The organism is Mycobacterium sp. P7213 (assembly GCF_900604305.1).
Lineage (GTDB): Bacteria > Actinomycetota > Actinomycetes > Mycobacteriales > Mycobacteriaceae > Mycobacterium.
The window spans coordinates 65,101-86,741 of record NZ_UWOA01000007.1 but is presented as its reverse complement, the minus strand read 5'-3'; the positions used below and the strand labels follow the sequence as shown (position 1 = coordinate 86,741).

At 70.0% G+C, this 21,641-nt stretch carries 17 protein-coding genes; 10 read left to right on the top strand and 7 right to left on the bottom strand.

The window, feature by feature from the left end; translation table 11 throughout:
• The first annotated feature begins 44 nt into the window (after window positions 1–44).
• Both moeZ and EJK91_RS04265 read left to right on the top strand, forming a co-directional pair.
• The gene (gene moeZ / locus EJK91_RS04275) at window positions 45–1,238 is read left to right on the top strand and encodes an adenylyltransferase/sulfurtransferase MoeZ (RefSeq protein WP_125078339.1); all 1,194 of its coding nucleotides are present in this window, start codon (window positions 45–47) and stop codon (window positions 1,236–1,238) included.
• 248 nt (window positions 1,239–1,486) lie between these two features.
• The gene (locus EJK91_RS04265) at window positions 1,487–2,341 is read left to right on the top strand and encodes a TIGR02569 family protein (RefSeq protein ID WP_024443671.1); all 855 of its coding nucleotides are present in this window, start codon (window positions 1,487–1,489) and stop codon (window positions 2,339–2,341) included.
• Window positions 2,342–2,373: 32 nt separating this feature from the next.
• Here EJK91_RS04265 and EJK91_RS04260 read toward each other — a convergent pair whose 3' ends face one another.
• Together EJK91_RS04260 and EJK91_RS04255 are read right to left on the bottom strand one after the other, a co-directional pair.
• Entirely contained in the window at window positions 2,374–2,670 is a 297-nt protein-coding gene (locus tag EJK91_RS04260; RefSeq protein WP_024443672.1) for an MGMT family protein, read from the bottom strand.
• 11 nt (window positions 2,671–2,681) lie between these two features.
• Entirely contained in the window at window positions 2,682–3,464 is a 783-nt protein-coding gene (locus EJK91_RS04255; RefSeq protein WP_024443673.1) for an alpha/beta fold hydrolase, read from the bottom strand.
• 285 nt (window positions 3,465–3,749) lie between these two features.
• Between EJK91_RS04255 and EJK91_RS04250 the strand changes: the two genes are divergently transcribed.
• From EJK91_RS04250 to nudC, 4 genes are read left to right on the top strand one after another with little or no spacing between them, the layout of a single operon-like run.
• Window positions 3,750–7,001, top strand: coding sequence for an ATP-dependent helicase (locus tag EJK91_RS04250; RefSeq protein WP_125078338.1), 3,252 nt, complete (start codon window positions 3,750–3,752; stop codon window positions 6,999–7,001).
• Window positions 6,998–10,273 (top strand): ATP-dependent helicase, encoded by a 3,276-nt coding sequence (locus EJK91_RS04245; RefSeq protein WP_125078337.1) that lies wholly within the window; start codon window positions 6,998–7,000, stop codon window positions 10,271–10,273. Before EJK91_RS04250 ends, EJK91_RS04245 begins: the two co-directional genes overlap by 4 nt.
• Before the next feature lie 55 nt (window positions 10,274–10,328).
• Window positions 10,329–11,402, top strand: coding sequence for a potassium channel family protein (locus tag EJK91_RS04240; RefSeq protein WP_125078336.1), 1,074 nt, complete (start codon window positions 10,329–10,331; stop codon window positions 11,400–11,402).
• 31 nt (window positions 11,403–11,433) lie between these two features.
• Window positions 11,434–12,360 (top strand): NAD(+) diphosphatase, encoded by a 927-nt coding sequence (gene nudC, locus EJK91_RS04235; protein ID WP_125078335.1) that lies wholly within the window; start codon window positions 11,434–11,436, stop codon window positions 12,358–12,360.
• 5 nt (window positions 12,361–12,365) lie between these two features.
• On the opposite strand, the gene EJK91_RS04230 is transcribed toward nudC, so the two are convergent.
• A complete protein-coding gene (locus EJK91_RS04230; protein WP_024443678.1) occupies window positions 12,366–12,614 on the bottom strand; it encodes a mycoredoxin in 249 nt (82 codons plus the stop codon).
• A 73-nt stretch (window positions 12,615–12,687) separates the two neighbouring features.
• On the opposite strand from EJK91_RS04230, the gene EJK91_RS04225 reads away from it, so the two are divergent.
• Together EJK91_RS04225 and EJK91_RS04220 are read left to right on the top strand one after the other, a co-directional pair.
• Window positions 12,688–14,787 (top strand): ATP-dependent DNA helicase UvrD2, encoded by a 2,100-nt coding sequence (locus EJK91_RS04225; protein WP_125078334.1) that lies wholly within the window; start codon window positions 12,688–12,690, stop codon window positions 14,785–14,787.
• A gap of 314 nt (window positions 14,788–15,101) precedes the next feature.
• Window positions 15,102–15,347 (top strand): WhiB family transcriptional regulator, encoded by a 246-nt coding sequence (locus tag EJK91_RS04220; RefSeq protein ID WP_024443680.1) that lies wholly within the window; start codon window positions 15,102–15,104, stop codon window positions 15,345–15,347.
• 12 nt (window positions 15,348–15,359) lie between these two features.
• Here EJK91_RS04220 and EJK91_RS04215 read toward each other — a convergent pair whose 3' ends face one another.
• The 3 genes from EJK91_RS04215 to EJK91_RS04205 are packed head-to-tail and all read right to left on the bottom strand — an operon-like array spanning window position 15,360 to window position 18,256.
• Window positions 15,360–16,715 carry a macrolide-binding ATPase MABP-1 gene (locus tag EJK91_RS04215; protein ID WP_024443681.1) on the bottom strand — a complete coding sequence of 452 codons (1,356 nt, stop codon included), beginning with the start codon at window positions 16,713–16,715 and terminating at the stop codon, window positions 15,360–15,362.
• A gap of 55 nt (window positions 16,716–16,770) precedes the next feature.
• On the bottom strand, window positions 16,771–17,640 hold the full coding sequence (locus EJK91_RS04210) for a TOMM precursor leader peptide-binding protein (protein WP_036458589.1): 870 nt from the start codon (window positions 17,638–17,640) through the stop codon (window positions 16,771–16,773).
• Window positions 17,641–17,680: 40 nt separating this feature from the next.
• A complete protein-coding gene (locus tag EJK91_RS04205; protein ID WP_125078333.1) occupies window positions 17,681–18,256 on the bottom strand; it encodes a TetR family transcriptional regulator in 576 nt (191 codons plus the stop codon).
• 47 nt (window positions 18,257–18,303) lie between these two features.
• On the opposite strand from EJK91_RS04205, the gene EJK91_RS04200 reads away from it, so the two are divergent.
• The gene (locus EJK91_RS04200; protein ID WP_125078332.1) at window positions 18,304–19,215 is read left to right on the top strand and encodes a lysophospholipid acyltransferase family protein; all 912 of its coding nucleotides are present in this window, start codon (window positions 18,304–18,306) and stop codon (window positions 19,213–19,215) included.
• Here EJK91_RS04200 and EJK91_RS04195 read toward each other — a convergent pair.
• A complete protein-coding gene (locus EJK91_RS04195) occupies window positions 19,176–20,531 on the bottom strand; it encodes a zinc-dependent metalloprotease (protein ID WP_444850794.1) in 1,356 nt (451 codons plus the stop codon). The two genes, EJK91_RS04200 and EJK91_RS04195, sit on opposite strands and share 40 nt — an antisense overlap.
• A gap of 82 nt (window positions 20,532–20,613) precedes the next feature.
• On the opposite strand from EJK91_RS04195, the gene EJK91_RS04190 reads away from it, so the two are divergent.
• Window positions 20,614–21,633 carry a YlbL family protein gene (locus tag EJK91_RS04190; RefSeq protein WP_024443686.1) on the top strand — a complete coding sequence of 340 codons (1,020 nt, stop codon included), beginning with the start codon at window positions 20,614–20,616 and terminating at the stop codon, window positions 21,631–21,633.
• The last annotated feature ends 8 nt before the right edge of the window (window positions 21,634–21,641 follow it).

The following is a 21,641-nucleotide window of genomic DNA, read 5'->3' as shown; positions in this document are numbered from 1 at the left end:
CTGCTGTGATGGGTGGGCGGACGCGACGTTGAGGAGATTGCCAGGTGCCGAGATCACTGCCGCCGCTGGTGGAGCCGGCCGGCGAGCTGACCAGGGAGGAAGTAGCGCGCTACAGCCGCCACTTGATCATTCCCGATGTCGGCGTGCAGGGGCAGAAGCGACTCAAGAACGCTCGGGTGCTGGTGATCGGTGCCGGTGGATTGGGTGCGCCGACACTGCTGTATCTGGCCGCCGCCGGCGTCGGAACCCTGGGGATTGTCGACTTCGACATCGTCGAAGAGTCGAACCTGCAGCGCCAGGTCATCCACGGTGTCTCTGACATCGGCCGCACCAAGGCCGAAAGCGCCCGGGACTCGATTGCCGAGGTCAACCCGCTCGTACGGGTGCAGCTGCACCAGGTACGGCTGGACCGCTCCAACGCCGTCGACCTGTTCAGCCAGTACGACCTGATCCTGGACGGCACCGACAACTTCGCCACCCGCTACCTGGTCAATGACGCCGCGGTGTTGGCGCACAGGCCCTACATCTGGGGCTCGATCTATCGCTTCGAGGGCCAGGTGTCGGTGTTCTGGGAGGACGCCCCGGCCGATGAGGCCGGCAATGAGCGCGGTCTCAACTACCGCGACCTGTATCCCGAGCCCCCGCCGCCAGGCATGGTGCCGTCGTGCGCCGAGGGCGGAGTGCTCGGTGTGTTGTGCGCCTCGATCGGGTCGGTGATGGGCACCGAGGCGATCAAGTTGATCACCGGTATCGGAGAATCGCTGCTGGGACGGCTGATGATCTACGACGCCTTGGAGATGAGCTACCGCACCATTGCGATCCGCAAGGATCCCGCCACACCGGCGATCACCGAATTGGTCGACTACGACGCGTTCTGCGGCGTAGTTCCCGAGGATGACGCCGCTGCGGCCGCCGGGTCCACGATCACTCCCGCCGAGCTGCGCGAGCTGCTGGACTCCGGGCAACTGCTGGCGCTGATCGATGTGCGCGAGCCGGGAGAATGGGCGATCAACCGCATCGAGGGCGCCCAGTTGGTCCCGCAGTCGACGATCAACACCGGTGAGGGGCTGGCAAAACTCCCGCAGGACCGAATGTCGGTGCTGTACTGCAAGACCGGGATCCGTTCGGCGCAAGCCCTAGCCACCCTGAAGAAGGCCGGCTTTGCCAACGCGGTCCACCTGCAGGGCGGAATTGTGGCGTGGGCCAAGCAGATGCAGCCCGATATGGTCATGTATTAGCGCTATAGACCCGGTGCACGGTGCTTTTGGCGGTGACCCGCCGCGCCCGGCTCCGCCGCGCTCGCGATCACCGGTGCTTTTGGCGGTGACCCGCCGCGCCCGGCTCCGCCGCGCTCGCGATCACCGGTGCTTTTGGCGGTGACCCGCCGCGCCCGGCTCCGCCGCGCTCGCGATCACCGGTGCTTTTGGCGGTGACCCGCCGCGCCCGGCTCCGCCGCGCTCGCGATCACCGCGGTTAGTCTTATCGCGTGACCATCGAGCCGCCGCCCGAACATGTGCTGGCGACGTTCGGTATTCGCAACGTTTCGCCCACACCGCTTGGTGCCGGCTGGGAAGACGGCTGGAAGTGCGGGGAAGTGGTCCTGTCGATGGTCGCCGACCATGCCAGGGCCGCGTGGTCGGCTAAAGTCCGCGAGACCCTGTTCGCCGACGGCATCCGCCTGGCCCGCCCCGTGCGGTCCACCGACGGACGTTATGTGGTGTCGGGCTGGCGCGCGGACACCTTCGTCGGTGGCAGCCCCGAGCCGCGCCACGACGAGGTGGTGTCGGCGGCGGTTCGGCTGCACGAGGCCACCTCCAAGTTGGAGCGGCCCCGATTCTTGACCCAGGCACCGGTGGCGCCGTGGGCCGACGTCGACGTGTTCATCGCCGCGGACCGGGCGGCCTGGGAGGAACGGCCGTTCGCCTCGCTGCAGGCCGGTGCACGATTGGCTCCGGGCTCGGTGGACGGTCAGCGGTCGATCGACCTGATCAACCAGCTGGCCACTTTGCGCAAGCCCACCAGGAGTCCCAGCCAGTTGGTGCACGGCGACCTATACGGCACGGTGCTGTTCTCCGGCGCCGCGGCGCCCGGCATCACCGACATCACGCCCTACTGGCGGCCCGCCTCGTGGGCTGCCGGGGTAGTGGTGGTCGACGCCCTGTCGTGGGGTGACGCCGACGACGGGCTGATCGAACGGTGGGAGACGCTGCCCGAGTGGCCGCAGATGTTGCTGCGCGCGTTGATGTTCCGTCTTGCCGTACATGCGCTGCATCCGCGCTCCACCGAGGAGGCGTTCCCCGGTCTGGCCCGCACTGCGGCGCTGGTCCGCCTGGCGCTCTAGCTTTCTCGGCTTTGGCGCCGAATGCGGATCCGTCAGAACCGGTGTCGCAGCGTGCGCAGATCCACCTTCCCGCCGACGGCCAGGACTCCTTCGGCGCGAAGACGTTCCAGTTGCTCGGTGCGCAAGTGATCCGCCGGCCGTCCCGACGCTGGGAGCACCCGGTGCCAGGGCAGATCCGCCCCGTCGATCCGCAGAATCCAGCCCACGATGCGGGGACTGGAAAGCCCTGCCGCGGAAGCGACATCGCCATATGTGGTGACCCGGCCGGCGGGCACACTGATGATCAGCGCACGCACCACCTCGACCTGTTCGTCGGTGACGGCCGCCACGGACTGCGCCCTTAGCGCCGGGCCAGCTGCGCCCGGATCACCGCGGCAGCCTCGGCGGGACGGGCCTGGTCGACCATGTGATTGCAGTCGAAGTCGACCAGCTGGAAGTTCGCGCCCAGCCGATCCCGCAAACCGTCGGTGAGCGTCGCTGTCACATACGGCGGCGAGGTGCGGGTGGCCCGCACGACGGTGGTCGGCGTGGACTGCGGCAGCACGACCGCGCGGGCCAACTCGCTCCAGTACGACATCACCGCGGGCACGCTGATACGCCAACCGAAGCGGCCCGTGGGCAGCGCGACCAGATGCTCCTCGAGTTCGTTGTCGAGCAGGTCGGGATCCACGTCGGACCAGGCACCGTTCTCTTTCTCGGCGCGCGCCTCCGCGGGATCGGGGTAGTCGGGGGAGGCCAGCATCGCGGCGGCGATCGTGGCCATCCACTCGCCGTCCAGGCCGATCGCCGGGTCGAGCAGGATCAGCGCGTCGACGAGGTCGGGGCGTGCTGCGGCCAGATGCAGCGCAATCGCACCGCCGAAGGAATGCGCGACCACCGGAACCGGGCCGTCCGCGGTGTCCTCCAGCAGCGCCGCCAGCGCTGCGACGTTGGCGTCGATGCTCCACGGGGCCGCCCACGACGAGTGGCCGTGGCCGATCAGGTCTGGTGCGGCGACGGCGATGTCGGGCAGCTGGTCGGCCACGTAGCGCCAGCGGGCCCCGTGACCGGTCAGCCCGTGGACCGCCAGCATCTGGACCGGCCCGGACGGTCCGTAGCGGTGCACATGCAGGAGATCGCTCACGTCGCTGATGCTGCCAGCCGGGGCATTCGGTCGGCGGGTCGGCCTGGGTAACCCTGTGCTGAATGTCCCCTAGTGCAGGGAGAGCCCCGGGTCGCTCACCTGTGTCGCCGTTGGCGGCGGAGCCGCAATGTCGCTGCTAGAGGACGAGTTTGAACAGGGTGAGTACTAGGGGGGTGATCGCTGGAGTCGTCGCTGCCGGTGCTGCTATGGCGTTGGCCGGTCGCGCCGCGCCGACACAGCCCGCATCTGGCCGGAGTTGTCAGACCCCGGTGATGTGATGGCGGGGTGAATGAGCGCTGGACACCCGAAGCGGGCGCCGTGCTGGACCCGGCGGCGCGCGGCGTCGTGCGGGTGCTCGGCGGACCCGGGACCGGCAAGACCAGTCTGCTGCTCGCTACGGCGGTCGCCCACGTCGCCGCCGGCGTGGACGCGAACTCGGTGCTGCTGCTCACGGGTTCGGGCCGGCTTCCCGCTGCGGACCGCGGAGCCCTGACTGCGACGTTGCTGGCTGCCGCCGGACCCGACGCCGGCCAGGCGATCCGGGAATCTGTCGTGCGCACCGTGCACGGCTACGCCTTCGCGGTGCTGCAGCGCGCCGCGCGGCGGGCCGAGGCCGCGCCGCCGCGGCTGGTCACCGGGGCTGAGCAGGACAGCGTCATCCGCGAACTGCTCGCCGGTGACGGAGCCGCAGCCTGGCCGCCGTCGTTGCATGCGGCGCTGGCCACCGACGGTTTCGCCACCGAACTGCGGGACCTGATGGCGCGCTGCGCCGAACGCGGCGTCGACCCGGCCGAGCTGGTCCGGCTCGGCAAGCGGTGCCGCCGCCCGGAGTGGGCCGCCGCCGGCCGCTTCGCCCGGCAGTACGAGCAGGTGATGCTGCTGCGCGCCGCGGTCGGTACCGCGGCACCCCAGGCGACCACGCCGGCGTTGGGCGCGGCCGAGTTGGTCGGGGCCGCGCTGGAGGCGTTCGCGACTGACCCGGACCTGCTCAACGACGAACGCAGCCGAATCCGGCTGCTGCTGGTCGACGACGCCCAGCAACTCGACCCGCAGGCGGCCCGGTTGGTGCGGGTTCTCGCCGCCGGCGTGCACCGCACGGTGATCGCGGGCGACCCTGATCAGGCGGTGTTCGGCTTCCGCGGAGCCGAACCCACCGTCCTGCTGACCGACGACGCCCAACCCGGCGGAGCCGCGGTGCCGGTGGTGACGCTGACGACGTCGCACCGTTGCGCCCCGGCGGTGGCCAACGCCATCAGCGCCGTCACCGGGCGGCTGCCCGGGACCAGCGCCACGCGTCGCATCGAGGGCACCGGACCCGACGCCGGCGCGGTGAGCGTGCGTACCGCAGCCAGCAGCCACGCTGAAGCGGCCCTGATCGTGGACACTTTGCGGCGCGCCCACCTGATCGACGGGGTGCCGTGGTCGCAGATGGCGGTGATCGTCCGTTCGGTGCCGCGAGCGGCCGCGCGGCTGCCCCGCGCCCTGGCCGCTGCCGGCATCCCGGTCACTTTGCCGGCCAGCGGGGGGTTGCTGGCCGAACAGCCCGCGGTGGCCGCCCTGCTCACGGTGCTGGAGTGCACCGCAGACGCCGTGGACGGGCCCCGGGCGCTGGCCTTGCTCAGTGGGCCGATCGGGCGAGTGGACCCGATCTCGCTGCGGCAACTGCAACGCACACTGCGCCGCGGTACGGCCAGCCCGGAGATCCCGCTTGAACCCGGCGGTTCAACGAGGCTCGACGCAGGAGAGGCGAAGTTGGAATCGCCGCTTGAACCGGGCGGTTCAACGAGGCTCGACGCAGGAGAGGCGAAGTTGGAATCGCCGCTTGAACCCGGCGGTTCAACGAGGCTCGCCGCAGTGCTCACCGGTGTTCCCGGTGCGCTGCCGGCCGCGCACGCCCGCGCACTGCGCCGGGTCCGCGGGGTGCTGCAGGCCGCTGCTCGCAGTCACGCCGACGGCCGCGATCCGCACCACACGCTGTGGCAGGCCTGGAACCGGTCCGGTCTGCAACAACGCTGGCTGTCAGCCGCCGAGCGCGGTGGTACCGCCGGCGCTCAAGCCGGCCGGGACCTGGACGCGGTGACCGCGCTGTTCGATCTCGCCGAGCAGTATGTGGCGCGCACTGCCGGTGCCACCCTGACCGGTCTGGTCGAATACGTCACCGCGATGCAGCTGGCGGCGCCCCGCACCGAGTCGGTGACGGGCACGGAGGCGGTCGGTGTGCTGAGCGCACACGCCGCGCTCGGGCGCGAGTGGGATCTGGTGGTGGTCGCCGGAGTCCAGGAGGGGTTGTGGCCCAACACCGTTCCGCGCGGCGGCGTGCTGGGAACCCAGCGGCTCCTGGACACCCTGCATGGCTTCGGGGAAGAGGTCTCGGCTCGGGCCCCGCTGCTTGCCGAAGAGCGGCGGCTGCTGGTGGCGGCGCTGGGCCGGGCACGACGCCGGCTGGTGATCACCGCCGTCGATGGCGAGGGGGACGGCAGCGCCGAAGAACAGATCCCGTCGGAGTTCTTCGTCGAACTCGCAGCCTGCGCCACCGGCGAGGGGGCAACGGCGCCGTCTCCACCGGTGGTGGCTCCGCCGGTGCTGTCCGCGGCCGGGCTGGTGGGTCGACTGCGCGCTGTGGTCTGTGCACCGGAGAACGCGGTAGGCGATTCCGAACGCGCCGACGCGGCAACGCAATTGGCGCGACTTGCCCGAGCCGGGGTGCCGGGTGCCGATCCGCGGAGCTGGCATGGCGTGGTGCCGTTGAGCACCGAGAAGCCACTTCGACAACCCGGCGACGGACCGGTCACTCTGTCGCCGTCGGCTCTGCAAAGCCTGCTGGACTGTCCGCTGCGCTGGCTGGCCGAACGCCACGGCGGAACCGACGGTCGCGACCTGCGCTCGACGATCGGATCGGTGATGCACGCACTGGTCGCCGAATCGGCGGGCAACCCGCAAGAACTGCAGGCCGAGTTGGACCGGGCATGGGAGCAGTTGCCGTTCACGTCGCAGTGGTACTCGGCCAACGAACTCGACCGCCATCGCGCCATCCTCGAGACGTTTCTGGCATGGCGCGCCCAAACCCGGGGCGAACTCACCGAAGTCGGCATCGAGGTCGGTTTCGACGGCGTGATCGACGCTGGCGAGGACGGGGTTCGGCTGCGCGGTCGGATCGACCGAGTCGAACGCGACGCGGCCGGCCGGCTGGTAGTCGTCGACGTCAAGACCGCGAAGACGCCGGCCAGCAAGGACGACGCACAACAGCACGCCCAGTTGGCGGTCTACCAGCTGGCGGTGGAAGCCGGGCTCGTTGGGCCCGACGAGCAGCCCGGCGGGGGCCGGCTGGTCTATCCCGCCAAACCCGGAACCGCCGGGGCCACCGAGCGCGAACAGGACCCCCTCACCCCTGACGCCGGTGGGCACTGGCGGGAGCGGGTCGCGCAGGCGGCCGTGGCCACCGCCGGCCCGCAGTTCACCGCCCGAGTCAATGACGGCTGCCGGCACTGTCCGGTCCGGCCGATCTGCCCGGCCCACAACGATGGGTGTGGCGCATGAGATACCACTACGACCCCGCCGAGCTGGCGGACGCGCTCGGGTTGCACCAGCCCACCGACGAGCAGGCCGCGGTCATCGCCGCGCCGCCGGGACCGCTGGTGGTGATCGCCGGCGCGGGCGCCGGCAAGACCGAGACGATGGCCGCCCGGGTGGTGTGGCTGGTTGCCAACGGCTACGCCGAGCCCGGCCAGGTCTTGGGACTGACCTTCACCCGCAAGGCGGCCGGTCAACTGCTGCGCCGGGTTCGGTCCCGGCTGGCGCGATTGGCCGGTGCCGGACTGATGACAGCTGAACCGAACAGATCCGGCTCGAATGGGATCGACGGTGCCCCGGCGACGACGCCTGTGGTGAGCACCTACCACGCGTTCGCCGGCGCACTGCTGCGCGAGCACGGGCTGCTGCTGGGCATCGAGCCCGACACCCGCCTGCTCACCGAGACCGGGCTGTGGCAGCTGGCATTCGACGTGGTCAGCGGTTACCCCGGGGAGCTGCACACCGACCGGGATCCCGCAGCGGTCACCGCGATGGTGGTGCGGCTGGCGGGGCAGCTGGCCGAGCACCTGGTGGACACCGACGCCCTGCGCCACACCCATCTGGAGTTGGAGCGGTTGGTGCACACCCTGCCGCCGGGCCCGCGCCAGCGTGCCGAACCCAACCAGTTGCTGCTGAAGATGCTCGACACCCAGACCGAACGTGCCGAACTGGTCCCGCTGATCGAGGCCCTACACCAGCGCATGCGCACGGAACGGGCAATGGATTTCGGCGCGCAGATGGCGACGGCCGCTCGACTGGCGCAGTCAAACGAGGCGGTCGGCGCCCGGTTGCGCGCCACCTACCGGGTGGTGCTGCTCGACGAGTACCAAGACACCGGGCACGCCCAGCGCATCGCCTTGTCGTCGCTGTTCGGCGGCGGTGCCGACGACGGCCTGGCGCTGACCGCGGTCGGGGACCCGATCCAGTCGATCTACGGCTGGCGCGGTGCCTCGGCGACCAACCTGCCCCGATTCGCCACCGACTTCCCGCTCTCCGACGGCAGCCCGGCGCCCACCCTGGAGCTGCGGACCAGCTGGCGCAACCCGCCAGAGGTGTTACACCTGGCCAACGAGATCTCCGCGGAGGCACGCCAGCGCTCGGTCGCGGTGCAACCGCTCCGGCCACGCCCGGCCGCGCCCCCCGGCGACGTGCGGGTCGCGCTGCTACCCGACGTGGTCACCGAAGACGAGTGGGTCGCCGAGGAATTGCAGCGGCGCTACCGGCAAGCCGAGGCCGACGGGGTGGCCCCGCCCACCACCGCGGTGCTGGTGCGGCGCAACGCCGACGCCGCGCCCCTGGCCGAGGCGATCCGTGCCCGCGGCCTCCCGGTGGAAGTGGTGGGTCTGGCCGGGCTGCTGTCGGTGCCGGAGGTGGCCGACCTGGTGGCGGTGTTGCGGCTGCTCCAAGAGCCGACCGCCGGCGCGGCGGCGATGCGCGTGCTGACTGGCCCGCGGTGGCGGCTCGGCGCCGCCGACCTGGCCGCGCTGTGGCGACGCGCCGCCGAGCTGGCCCGGCCCGATCAACCCAGTGCGCCGGTATCGGCCGCCGAGATCGCTGCCACGGCCGGGCCGGATTCCGAGACGCCGTGTCTGGCCGACGCGCTGGCCGATCCCGGACCGGCGGAGCGCTATTCGGCCGTCGGATACCGCCGCATCCTCGCCGTCGCCGAGGAACTGACCCTGCTGCGCGGCCATCTGTGGCATCCGCTGCCCGACCTGGTTTCCGAGGTACGCCGGGTGCTGGGCTTGGACTGCGAGATGCTCGCCGCGCAGCCGGTGGTGGCAACGGCGGCCGGCAACGAACAACTGGACGCCTTCGCCGACGTGGTGGCCGGTTATGCCGAGGGGGCAGGGGCCCGGGCCGCGCTGCCGGGTCTGCTGGGCTACCTCGATGCCGCCGCCGCGGTGGAGAACGGGTTGGCCCCCGCGGCACTGGCGGTCGCTGCCGACCGCGTCCAGATCCTCACCGTGCATGCCGCCAAGGGACTGGAGTGGCAGGTGGTCGCGATACCGCACCTGGTGGCGCGGGTTTTCCCGTCGACCGCGTCGCGACGCACCTGGCTCTCCGACGTCGGCGAGCTGCCGCCGCTGCTGCGCGGCGACCGCGCCGACTTGGGCGATCACGGCGTCCCGCTGCTCGATACCGATGCGGTCACCAACCGAAAGCAGCTGTCCGACACCATCTCTGAACATCAGCGCCGCTTGGACCAGCGGCGCGTCGACGAAGAGCGCAGGTTGCTCTACGTCGCCGTCACCCGCGCCGAGGACACCCTGCTGATCTCTGGCCACCACTGGGGGCACGGCGAGGCCAAGCCGCGCGGGCCGTCGGATTTCCTCGCCGAGATCAAGGCGGTGATCGACAGCGCAGCCGACGAGGGGACGCCCTGCGGGGTGGTCGAGCACTGGGTGCCGGCGCCGGCCGGCGGAGAGAAAAACCCGTTGTCCGACACCGCAACCGAAGGAGTATGGCCGGCTGACCCGCTGGGCGGCCGGCGCGGTGATGTCGAACGCGGCGCGGCACTGGTCGTCGCGGAACTGCAGGCCGGCGAACCCCAGACCGGCCAGCCCTCGGACAGCGCGTGGGCCGCCGACGTGGACGCCTTGCTGGCCGAGCGCGCCACGGCCGCAACGCAGCAGACCCGCGCCCTGCCCAACCAGCTCTCGGTGAGCGGCCTGGTCGAGTTGAGCCGCGACCCCGCCGGCGCGGGGCAGCGTCTGAGCCGCCGGCTACCGGCCAGGCCAGACCCGCATGCATTGTTGGGCACTGCATTTCACGACTGGGTTCAGCGGCTCTATGGGGCCGAGCGACTCTTCGAGCTTGAAGATCTGCCCGGCGCGGCCGACGCTGACACCGCCCGCGCCGATGCGCAGGAGCTGGCCCGTCTGCAGGCCGCGTTCCTGGAATCGCCATGGGCCGCCCGTACTCCCACCGCCGTCGAGGTGCCGTTCGAGATGGCCATCGGCAGCCGGGTGGTGCGCGGCCGGATCGACGCGGTGTTCGCCGAGCGCGACGGCAGCGTCACCGTGGTGGACTGGAAGACCGGGGCGCCGCCCGACGGACCCGAGGCGCGCCGGCACGCCGTCGTCCAGCTCGGCGTTTACCGGCTGGCCTGGGCAGCATTGACCGGCTGCCCGCCCGCACAGGTGCACGCCGCCTTCCACTACGTGCGGTCCGGCACCACCGTCGTCGCCGAGGAGCTGCCCGAACTGGCTGACCTGGCCGCGCTGCTCAACACCTGACGACGGGTGTGGTTACAGTGGGTCCGTGCGTCAGGCTGACCGATGACCGCCCGTCGTGGCAGGAGCTAGCTGGCGGCGGTTGCGGCGTCTTGACGAGACGCTGACCGCCCAACCCAGTTATGCGCTCGTCGGCGTGCTGCGCATGCCACACGGACAGTCCAGCCCCGGCCGCACCGTCTACCGCCGAAGCCTGATCGCACTGGCGGCACTGCTGGTGTCCACGCTGTTCGTCTACGTCGACCGTGACGGCTACCAGGACGTGCAAGGCGACCGGTTGAGCTTCCTGGACTGCCTTTACTACTCGGCGGTGACGCTGTCGACCACCGGATACGGCGACATCACGCCGGTCACCGAGTTCGCCCGCATGATCAACGTGCTGGTCATCACCCCGCTGCGGATCGCCTTCCTGATCTTGCTGGTCGGAACGACCGTCGAGGCGTTCACCGAGACGTCCCAGCAGGCGTTTCGCATTCAGCGTTGGAGGAAGAGAGTGAAAGACCACACCATCGTCATCGGGTACGGAACCAAGGGCAAGACCGCGATCGCGGCGATGCTCGGCGACGACGAGACCACCCCGAGCGACATCGTCGTGGTGGACAACGACCGAGCCGTGCTCGAACGGGCGAAGACCGCCGGGCTGGTGACCGTCGACGGTGATGCGACCCGCTCGGATGTGCTGCGGCTGGCCAGCGCTCAGCGCGCGTCCGCGATCGTGGTGGCCACCGGCTCCGACGCCACCGCCGCACTGGTCACCTTGACCGCCCGCGAGATCGCGCCGCAGGCCACCATCGTGGCGTCCATCCGGGAAGCCGAGAACCAGCATCTGCTGGAACAGTCCGGTGCCAACTCCGTCGTGGTGTCCTCGGAGACCGCCGGACGGTTGCTCGGCATCGCCACCACCACGCCCCGGGTGGTCGAGATCATCGAGGACTTGCTCACCCCCGACGCCGGCTATGCCATTGCTGAGCGTGAGGTGGAGCAACAGGAAGTCGGCGGATCGGCCAAGCATCTCAATGAGATAGTCCTGGCCCTGGTGCGCGAGGGCCGGCTGCTGCGACTGGATGCACCGGAGGTCGATGTGATCGAGGCCGGCGACCGGCTGCTTTACGTGCGTACGGTGACCAACTAATGACGATCGCGGCGCGTCGGCACGGGGAGGAATGATGGGCAACTTCCAGCTGCGCCAGGTGCCCCTGCTGTCGCGGGTCGGGGCGGATCGAGCCGATCAGTTGCGCACTGACACGGACGCGGCCGTCGCCGGCTGGTCATCGGCAGCGCTGCTGCGCGTCGATCCCCGTAACCAGGTATTGGTCGCCGGCGGCAAGGTGGTGCTGCACGAGGCCGGCGAACTGGGCGAAACACCGCCCCCGGATGCGGTGTTCCTGGGCCGTGTCGAGGACGGTCGGCACGTCTGGGCGGTCCGCGGCGCGCTGCAGGCCCCGAGCAGCGCCGACGTCTCGGTGGTGGACATCCGTGCCACCGGCGACGTCTTCGACGACGTCAGCGCCCAGTTGGTGTCGTCGGCCATCGCGCTGCTGAATTGGCATGACAACGCCAGGTTTTCGGCCGTCGACGGTACACCGACCAAGCCGGTGCGCGGCGGCTGGGCGCGCGCCAACCCGGCCACCGGTGTGGAGGAGTTCCCGCGCATCGACCCGGCAGTGATCTGCCTGGTGCACGACGGCGGCGACCGGGTGGTGCTGGCCCGTCAGCACAACTGGCCGGTCCGGATGTTCTCGCTGCTGGCCGGGTTCGTCGAAGCCGGCGAGTCGTTCGAGACCTGTGTGATCCGCGAGGTCCACGAAGAGGTGGGGCTGGCCGTGCGTGACGTGACCTATCTCGGCAGTCAGCCGTGGCCGTTCCCGCGCTCGCTGATGGTCGGCTTCCACGCCGTCGCCGACCCGGGGCAGACATTCGTGTTCAGCGACGGTGAGATCACCGAGGCGAACTGGTTCACCCGCGAGGAAGTGCGGGCTGCGCTGTCCGCCGGGGCGTGGAACCGCGGCGACCCGGATGCCAAACTGCTGCTGCCCGGCTCGATCTCGATCGCCCGGACGATCATCGAGTCCTGGGCCGAATCGAGCTGACGGCGCTACCCGCCGAGCCGCTCCAGCTTCGCCTTGACCTCACGCCCGGTGGGGTTCGTCAGCGTCGAGCCGTCGGCGAAACGCAGCGTCGGCACCGTGCGGTTGCCGCCGTTGGCTGAGCTGACGAACTCAGCAGCGGTGGGGTCCAGCTCGATGTCGATCTCTTCGTAGTCGATCTCGAGCTTCTTCAACGACGCTTTGAGCTGCCGACAGTAGCCGCACCACTGGGTCGTGTACATGACGAGCTGGTTCATAACTCCCCAAACCTAGTAGGTCGCCCGATGATTCCCGAATCGGCGTCTGGGCCCGTCGGGGGTGCCTGCCAAGATGGACGCCATGGATGCGCTCATCGCCGGGCTGGACGAGGAGCAGCGTGCTGCGGTACTGGCGCCGCGCGGCCCGGTGTGCGTGCTCGCCGGCGCAGGGACCGGCAAGACCCGCACCATCACCCACCGGATCGCCCAGCTGGTGGCGGCCGGTCATGTTGCGCCCGGGCAGGTGCTGGCGGTGACGTTCACCCAGCGTGCGGCCGGGGAGATGCGCTCGCGGCTACGCGCATTGGGTTCAGCGGCCGGCGCGGGTGCTGCCGCCGGAGTAGGCGCGGTGCAGGCGCTGACGTTCCACGCCGCCGCGCGCCGGCAGCTGCGCTACTTCTGGCCGCGGGTGGTCGGCGACACCGCCTGGGAACTGCTGGACCGCAAGTTCGGGGTGGTCGCGCGGGCCGCCGGCCATGCCGGGCTGCGGCTGAGCAACGATGACGTGCGCGACGTGTCCGGGGAGATCGAGTGGGCCAAGGCGTCCCTGATCGGGCCGGAGCAGTACCCGGAGGCGGCGGCAGCTGCCGGGCGCGACACCCCGATCGAGGCCGCCAAGCTCGCCGATGTCTACGCCGGCTACGAGGCGCTGAAGGCCCGCGGCGAAGTGGCGATGCTCGACTTCGACGATCTGCTGTTGCACACCGCCGCCGCGATCGAGAACGACGCGGCGGTGGCCGCCGAGTTCCGGGACCGCTACCGCTGCTTCGTGGTCGACGAATACCAGGACGTCACCCCGCTGCAGCAGCGGGTGCTGACGGCCTGGCTGGGCCAGCGCGACGATTTGACCGTGGTCGGCGACGCCAACCAGACCATCTACTCGTTCACCGGCGCCTCGCCGCGCTATCTGCTGGACTTCACCCGCCGGTTCCCCGACGCCGCCCTGGTGCGCCTGGAGCGGGACTACCGGTCCACGCCCGAGGTGGTGTCGTTGGCCAACCGGGTGATCGCCGCCGCACGTGGGCGGGTGGCCGGCAGCAAGCTGAAGCTGATCGGCCAGCGCGAGTCCGGCCCGACGCCGATCTTCCGCGAGCATCCCGACGAGGTCGCCGAGGCCGCGGCAGTCGCCAAGTCCATCGCCCGGCTGATCCACGACGGCACCTCACCGGCCGAGATCGCCGTGCTGTACCGGATCAACGCACAGTCGGAGGTCTACGAGGAGGCGCTCACCGAGGCCGGCATCGCCTATCAGGTGCGCGGCGGTGAGGGGTTCTTCACCCGCCAGGAGATCCGTCAGGCGCTGGTCGCCTTGCAGCGGGCCTCCGAACGCGGCGTCGACGGGCCGCTGTCGCTAACCGTGCGGGCCGTTCTGGAACCGCTCGGTCTGACCGCCGAACCGCCGAGCGGGGCCAAGGCCCGGGAGCGCTGGGAGGCGCTCGGCGCGCTGGCGGAACTGGCCGACGACGAGGGGGCCCAACGCCCCGATCTCGACCTGCCCGCGCTGCTGACCGAACTGCGGATGCGCGCCGACTCCCGGCATCCGCCGACCGTGCAGGGTGTGACGCTGGCATCCCTGCACGCCGCCAAAGGCCTGGAGTGGGACGCGGTGTTTCTGGTGGGCCTTGCCGATGGCACCCTGCCCATCTCGCACGCCCTGGCGCACGGCGCGGACAGCGAGGCCGTCGAAGAGGAGCGCCGGCTGCTCTATGTCGGCGTCACCCGGGCCCGGATCCACCTCACGCTGAGCTGGGCGCTGGCCCGCGCGCCGGGCGGGCGGGCCGGCCGCAAGCCGTCGCGGTTCCTCAGCGGTATCGCCCCGCAGGCCGACGCCGCCACCACCCCCACCAAGCGCCGGGCCCGCGGCGCCCCGAAGCATTGCCGCATCTGCAACAAGGCACTGGCCACCCCGGCGGCCATCATGCTCAGCCGCTGCGAGACCTGCGCCGCCGATGTCGACACCGAGTTGCTGGTGGCGCTCAAAGACTGGCGTCTGCGCACTGCCACCGAACTGAAAGTGCCCGCCTACATCGTCTTTTCCGACAACACCCTGACCGCGATCGCCGAGATGCTGCCCGGCGACGAGGCCGCCCTGGTGGCCATCCCGGGCATCGGAGCGCGCAAGTTGGAACAGTTCGGCTCCGATGTGCTGGAGCTGGTCCGCAACCGGGGTTGAAACCGGGGTCCGGCCACTGCCGGTCGTAATTCGGTTGTGGGTCGGTGGGTCGAGCGGCTAGCCTCGGACCCCATGACCACGATCAGCGTCCTGTGGGTAGCCGGCGCGCGCCATGCCGCCGCTGCCGAGGCGGCGGTGCGCCATGCCGCCGCCGCCGTAGACGCGTCCGTGCATCGGGGTTCGCCCTAACAGCAGCCCCCGCCCCCGATGGCCACGGACCCAACCAGGATCCGTGGCCATTATTTTTTGCTCGGCAGCCCGCCGACCGGCCCGGATCCGACCCTCACGAACCGACCGGAAAGCAGGTACACACCATGTCGAGAACCCTGAAGTTGCCGTGTCACAGCGATCCCGACCTGTGGTTCGCCGACGACCCGGCCGATCTGGAGCGGGCCAAGGCACGGTGTGCTCAGTGCCCGATCCGCCAGCAGTGCCTGGCGGCGGCGTTGCAGCGCGCCGAGCCGTGGGGTGTGTGGGGCGGCGAGATCCTCGACCGGGGCAACGTCATCGGCCGTAAGCGGCCGCGGGGCCGTCCGCGTAGGGAGCCGGTGGCCGCGTGAGCGGCCGCAGCATCAGGCCGACGGGCCGACCGCGACGTCTTCGGGATCGGCGAAGCCCGGCACCAATTCCTCGGAGAGACGCTTGATCGGGACGTGGGCGTCGAGCTGACACATGATCGCCGTGGTGGACCCGAGGACTCGCATCGGCATCGCGAGCTTGGGCGGCAGGTCTAGCTGGCGGGCGGTCTTGAGCTGCTCGACCGGGCGTTCCAGCTGCTTGCCGGCCATCCGCATCAGCCACTTGCGGGTGTAGTGGAAAACCTCGACTTGCACCGGCTCGACATGCTGGCGCAGCATCTCGTCGATCTCGCGCACCGAGACGGTCTGGCCCTTCTGGATGAAGCCGCCCCGGCGCATGGTCTCGATGACCTTGTCGTAGTCCTTGTCCCGGGCGTAGCGCACGGAGGCACCCAGTTCCGGCGGGAACCCGCCGGGCATCGGCGCCACTGCACCGAAGTCGATCACGCCCATCCGGCCGTCCGGCATCAGCATGAAGTTGCCCGGGTGGGCGTCGCCATGGATCAGTTCCAGCCGGCGCGCCGCGTCCCAGGTGAATTCGGCCAGACGGGTGCCCATCAGGTCACGCTGTTCGACGGTGCCGTTGCGGATGATCTCGGCCATTCCGACGCCGTCGATCCACTCCTGGATGACCGTCTTGGGGGCGCTTGCCACCACGTTCGGAATCAGGAAGTGCGGGTGCCCGGCGTAGGCCTTGGCGAAGATGCGCTGGTTGTCGGCCTCGAGCCGGTAGTCGAGCTCCATCTCGGTGCGCTCGATGAGCTCGTCGACGACGCCCTTCACGTCGACACCGGGTGCCAGCTGCTTGAAGATGCCGGTCAACCGCCGGATGGTCTTGAGATCGGCGCGCAGCGCTTCATCGGCGCCAGGGTATTGGATCTTGACCGCGACGGGACGGCCGTCGGCCCACACCGCCTTATGCACCTGCCCGATGCTGGCCGAGGCGATGGGGGTGTCGTCGAACTCGGTGAAGCGCTCCCGCCATTTGGTGCCCAGTTGTGCGTCAAGCACCCGGTGCACCTTGTCGGCAGGCAGCGGCGGGGCGTCCTTCTGCAGCTTGGTCAGCGCCTCCCGGTAGGGCTCGCCGAACTGCTCGGGGATGGCCGCTTCCATCACCGACAGGGCTTGGCCCACCTTCATGGCGCCGCCTTTGAGTTCACCGAGCACGGTGAACAACTGGTCGGCCGCCTTCTCCATGAGCTCGGCGGTGACCTCGTCCTTGGACTTGCCGGTCAGCCGCTTCCCGAACCCGAGTGCTGCCCGGCCGGCGATGCCGACCGGCAGGCTGGCCAGCTTCGCATTGCGCGCTGCGCTTCCGCGTTTGATTTCTGACACGCGTCCATCATCCATGACGTTGTTGTGGTGCCGGTCACCGCGGTGACAATTCTCAGTGGCGATCGTGACGTCAGCAATCACATAACGGGTGGCGGACCCAGCGCCGGGTCAGCATCGATCCGGTGGCCAAATCCAGCTCCAGGGTGGAGTCGAGGGTCGGCGGAGCAGCCAGGTCCGGGCCGGTTGCGGCTCCGCGCACCGCTGCGATCACCCGTTCGACTTGGCTCAGTGCCAGCGCCGCGGTCGCCAGTACGGTTGCCCGGTCGGCGTGGGTGACGGTGTGGCGAAGCTGCGCGGCCACCGCAGGCCATGCCGAGTCCCGGTCTCGCCGGTGCAGGTCAGCGCAGCGCAGACAGCTGGTGACTCCCGGCAGGACCAGCGGGCCGACCATTCCGGTGCCATCGCGCACCCGCACCGGTAGGTGCGGCACCCGCGCGGCGTGCAGCTCACGTACCAGCCGTGGATCGGGAACCAGGAAGTCGGCCAGCACCACCAGATCGGTCCCGGCGGCACTGACTGCGGCGTGCGGATGACTGCTGTGCCGGACCACGGCGCTCGAGCAGCGCAGCGATTCGACCAACAGGTCCGACAGGGGACCGCGTCCGTGCACCCGCAGCGAGACGGTGCGGCACTGACGGCGCGGCCCGGCGCCGCGGACGGCGACACGTGCCGCCACCAGCTCGACCAGCAGGTCGTCCAGCTCGGCGGCGTCCACCGGGCCGTGTTGGGCGGCCTCATGGCGCAGCGCCGCGACCGTGGTAGGGATCTGCATCGTCCGTAAGACGGCGGCCAGTGCAGCGGTGCTCATCCCGCGGGGTGGCCGCACGAGTACGGCACGCCGCGGATCCCAGCCGACCTGGACAGCACCGTCGGGGCGCAGTAACACCGGCAGCGCCGGATCGAGGGTGTAGGTGGAGGTCTCGGAACCAACCCTGTTCACGCGGGTGACCCTGCCATGCCGGCCGGCGGCGATCCTCCCGTCATCCACAGGGGCGCGAAGCGATGCGCCGCGCGGCCTCCACGGCGGCGCGGCGTTGGCGTGCGATGACGGCGGGGTCGGTGAGGGTCTCGTACGGCTCGGGGGAGTGGGCCCAGGCCAGACCGATGCCGAACAGCAGGGCGAGCAGGTCGAGGGGTTCCCAGGAGCTGTCCACGTGTCCACCGGCCTGGGCGGTTTCGATGGCGGTGACCGCGTGCTCGAAGATCGGCTGTCCGTCGGCGTGGGGTTCGTCGAGGATCAGCCCCTCCAGGCGGGCCCAGGTGATCATGCGCAGGTGTTGGGGGCTGTTTCTGCCCAAATCGTAGACATCGCCCGCGAATTCGGGCACCGCGTCGGGGCGAAGGGTGACCGACCGGTAGAAGGCCGCCACGTCGGTGGCCACCACTTCCCGAAACAGTGCCTCCTTGTCGCCGAAGTGGGCGTAGAGGCGTTCTTTGCTGGCCTGCGCCGCGCGGGCAATGCGATCGATGCGCGATCCGGCAAGACCATGGCGAGCGAACTCGGCGCGGGCAGCGTCGAGGATCTGGCCGCGCAGCTGGGAAGTGCTCCTTCGCACATCAAGATCATAACCATACGAACTAGTTCGTTCTGTAATGTGAGGGCATGCACGTCCTCCAAGACACCCCCGCGATCCTGAACCAGCCGCCGCGAGTCGAGGCCATGCGGCGCGCTGTGGAGGCCGTCGCCGACGCGGTCACGCCCGTTGTCGAGGCGTACCGCCCCTACGTCGAAGGGCTCGACAACCTTCCCCGTGACGGCCGATTTCTCTTGGTGGGCAACCACACTCAGACCAGTGTGGAAGCGCTGCTGATTCCGTTCCACGTCCGGCGGGCGATCGGCCAACGCGTACGACCATTGACCGATCGGCAGTTCGGGCGCATGCGGGGCCCGGCCCGAGATCTGCTCGCCGCTGCGGGGGCTCTGGTGGGCGCCCCGGAGCCGGTCCGCGAACTGATGCGCCGCAACGAACCCATTCTGGTATTCCCCGGCGGCGGTCGCGAGATTCCCAAGTTCAAGGGGGAGGAGTACTCCCTGCGCTGGCAGGGCCGCACCGGATTCGCCCGCCTCGCAATAGAACACGACTATCCGATCGTGCCGGTCGGCCTGGTGGGGGGCGACGACGTCTACCGGAGCCTGAGCCCGCGCGGTGGCAGCTGGGAGCGCTTCAGTGTGGCGCTGTCGCGACGCCTTTCAGGTCCGCCGGAGATGGCCTGGCCCCTGCAGCACGGCATCGGCCCAACCCTCATCCCGCGACCGCAGCGGATGTACCTGCGCTTCGGCGCACCCATCGAGACCACCAAACCCGCCCGCATCGCCAACGAGAAATGGGTTGCCACGGTGCGGGACAGGGCGCAGCAGTCGCTCGAGCGGATCCTGGCCGACCTGCTCGACGTTCGCGCGAAGGACCCCTACCGCCACCTCAATCCGTTGGCGTGGCGGCAGGCGACCTCGCCACCCGCCGCCGCCAGGGTGCGTCAGCTGTCGGTGTCGTCGGGCTTACCGGCCTCGCGCTGAAACTCCGCGATCGCCTGGTCGATGGCCGAGTCGAGGTCGCTGGAGCCGCCGATGATCCGGTCGATGAACGCCGCCGGCTCGTCAAGGTCGGCGGACTCGGGCAGCAGATCGGGATGTTGCCACACCTTGTCGCGGGCGTCAGACCCGACCGCCGTGGTCAACCGCTCCCAGAGCACCGCGGCCTCGCGTAACTTGCGCGGGCGCAGTTCCAGACCGACCAGCGTGGCGAACGTCTGCTCGGCCGGGCCACCGGTGGCGCGCCGCCGGCGCAGCGTCTCCGAGAGCGCGGCGGTGCCCGGGATCCGGTCGCCCAGCGCCGCATTGACCACGGTCTGTACCCAGCCCTCGATCAGAGCCAGCAGGGTCTCCAGCCGTTCCAGTGCGATGAGTTGCTCGGGGGTCGACTTGGGCTCGAACACGCCCTGGTTGAGCAGTTCATTCATGGCCGAGGGATCGGTCAGCGCCGCCGGATCGAACCCCTGGGCCAGTTCCTCGATACCCCGGATGTCGATCTTCATGCCCCGGGCGTACGCCTCCACCGCGCTGAGCAACTGGTTGGACAGCCACGGCACATGGGTGAACAGCCGGTGGTGGGCGGCCTCACGGGCGGCCAGGAAGGTGACGATCTCACTGCGCGGCTGATCCAATCCGCCGGCCAATTCCTCGATCGCGCCGGGCAGCAGCGCGGCCACTCCGCTGGGCCCCAGCGGCAGGCCGATGTCGGTCGAGGTCAGCACCTCTCCGGACAACCGTCCCAGCGCCTGGCCCAATTGAGAACCGAACGCCAACCCACCCATCTGCGACATCACCGACAACAACGGGCCGGCCATACTCTTGGCCTCTTCCGGAAGCGCTGACGCCCACACCGACGAAACCTGTTCGGCCATCGGGTCACACAGGCGCTGCCAGGTGGTCATGGTGTGCTCGACCCAGTCCACCGGCGTCCAGGCGACCCCACTGGTGGTGCCGGCCGGCAACGAAGTCGCCCCATCAAGCCAGGTGTCAGCCAGGTGCACCGCATCGCCGATGGCGGTCGCGGTCGAGGAGGTGACGGGCGCGACCGAACCGATCGACTTGATCGCGACCTGTCGGGCCAGGTCGTAGTTCACCGGCCCGGCCGGTCGGCCGTCAGCGCTCACCCGGCCGGCACCGCTGAACATCTGCCCGAGCTGGGTAAAAACCTGGCCCAGATCGGCCATGTTGAAACCAGCACCCATCCCGAACGGGTCGGAGGGCCCGGAGCCTCGCTCGCGGTCGGGGTCGTCCCCGGAAGAAAAACCGAAGGGCAGATCAGCCATAGACACAACCGTACCCACCGGCAACGTCCGGCGGTACGACACACGGCCGCCAGTGGTCGGGCCGTTACCGCCTGGGCAATGGCCGTTTACCATACCCGGGGTGAACAGGCGGATTCTGACGCTGTTGGCGGCTGTGCTGCCGGTGGTCGCGTTCGGCGTGCTGCTGACGGCGGTGACGGTGCCCTTCGTGTCGTTGGGGCCGGGTCCCACGTTCGACACCCTCGGCATGATCGACGGCAAGCAGGTGGTCGATATCGAGGGGACCACCACGCACCCGACGACCGGCCACCTCAACATGACCACGGTCTCCCAGCGCGACGGTCTGACGCTGGGGGAGGCGCTGGCGCTGTGGTTGTCCGGACGCGAGCAGCTCATGCCGCGTGACCTGGTCTATCCGCCCGGCAAGTCCCGCCAGGAAGTCGACGAGAGCAACGACGCCGACTTCCGCGCGTCCGAGCAGAGTGCCGAGTACGCCGCGCTGGGCTACCTGCGCTACCCGTCGGCGGTCACCCTCGCCGACGTCCAGGACCCGGGGCCGTCAGCCGGCGCGCTGCAGCGCGGCGACGCTGTGGACGCCGTCAACGGCGAACCGGTGTACACCGTGCAGCAGTTCACCGCGCGACTGGCCGACACCAAGGCCGGCGAGACGGTTGCCATCGACTACCGGCGCAAGAACGCCGCACCCGGTACGGCGCGGATTACGCTCGGAGAGAACAAGGACCGCCCCAACGGATTCCTGGGGGTGTCCGTCCTCGATGCCCCGTGGGCGCCGTTCACCATCGACTTCAACCTGGCCAACATCGGCGGCCCGTCGGCGGGGCTGATGTTCTCGCTGGCCGTCGTCGACAAGCTCACCACCGGCACCCTGGCCGGACCGAACTTCGTGGCCGGTACCGGGGTCATCAAGGCCAACGGCCAGGTCGACGCGATCGGCGGGATCACGCACAAGATGATGGCGGCCCGCGAGGCCGGCGCGACGGTGTTTCTGGTCCCGGCCGACAACTGCTACGAGGCCAGAAACGACGACAAGGGTCTGCAACTGGTCAAAGTCGACAGCCTCGCCCAGGCGGTGGGTGCGCTGCGAACCATCACCGACGGAGGTCAGCCGCCGTCTTGCTGAGTGTTCGT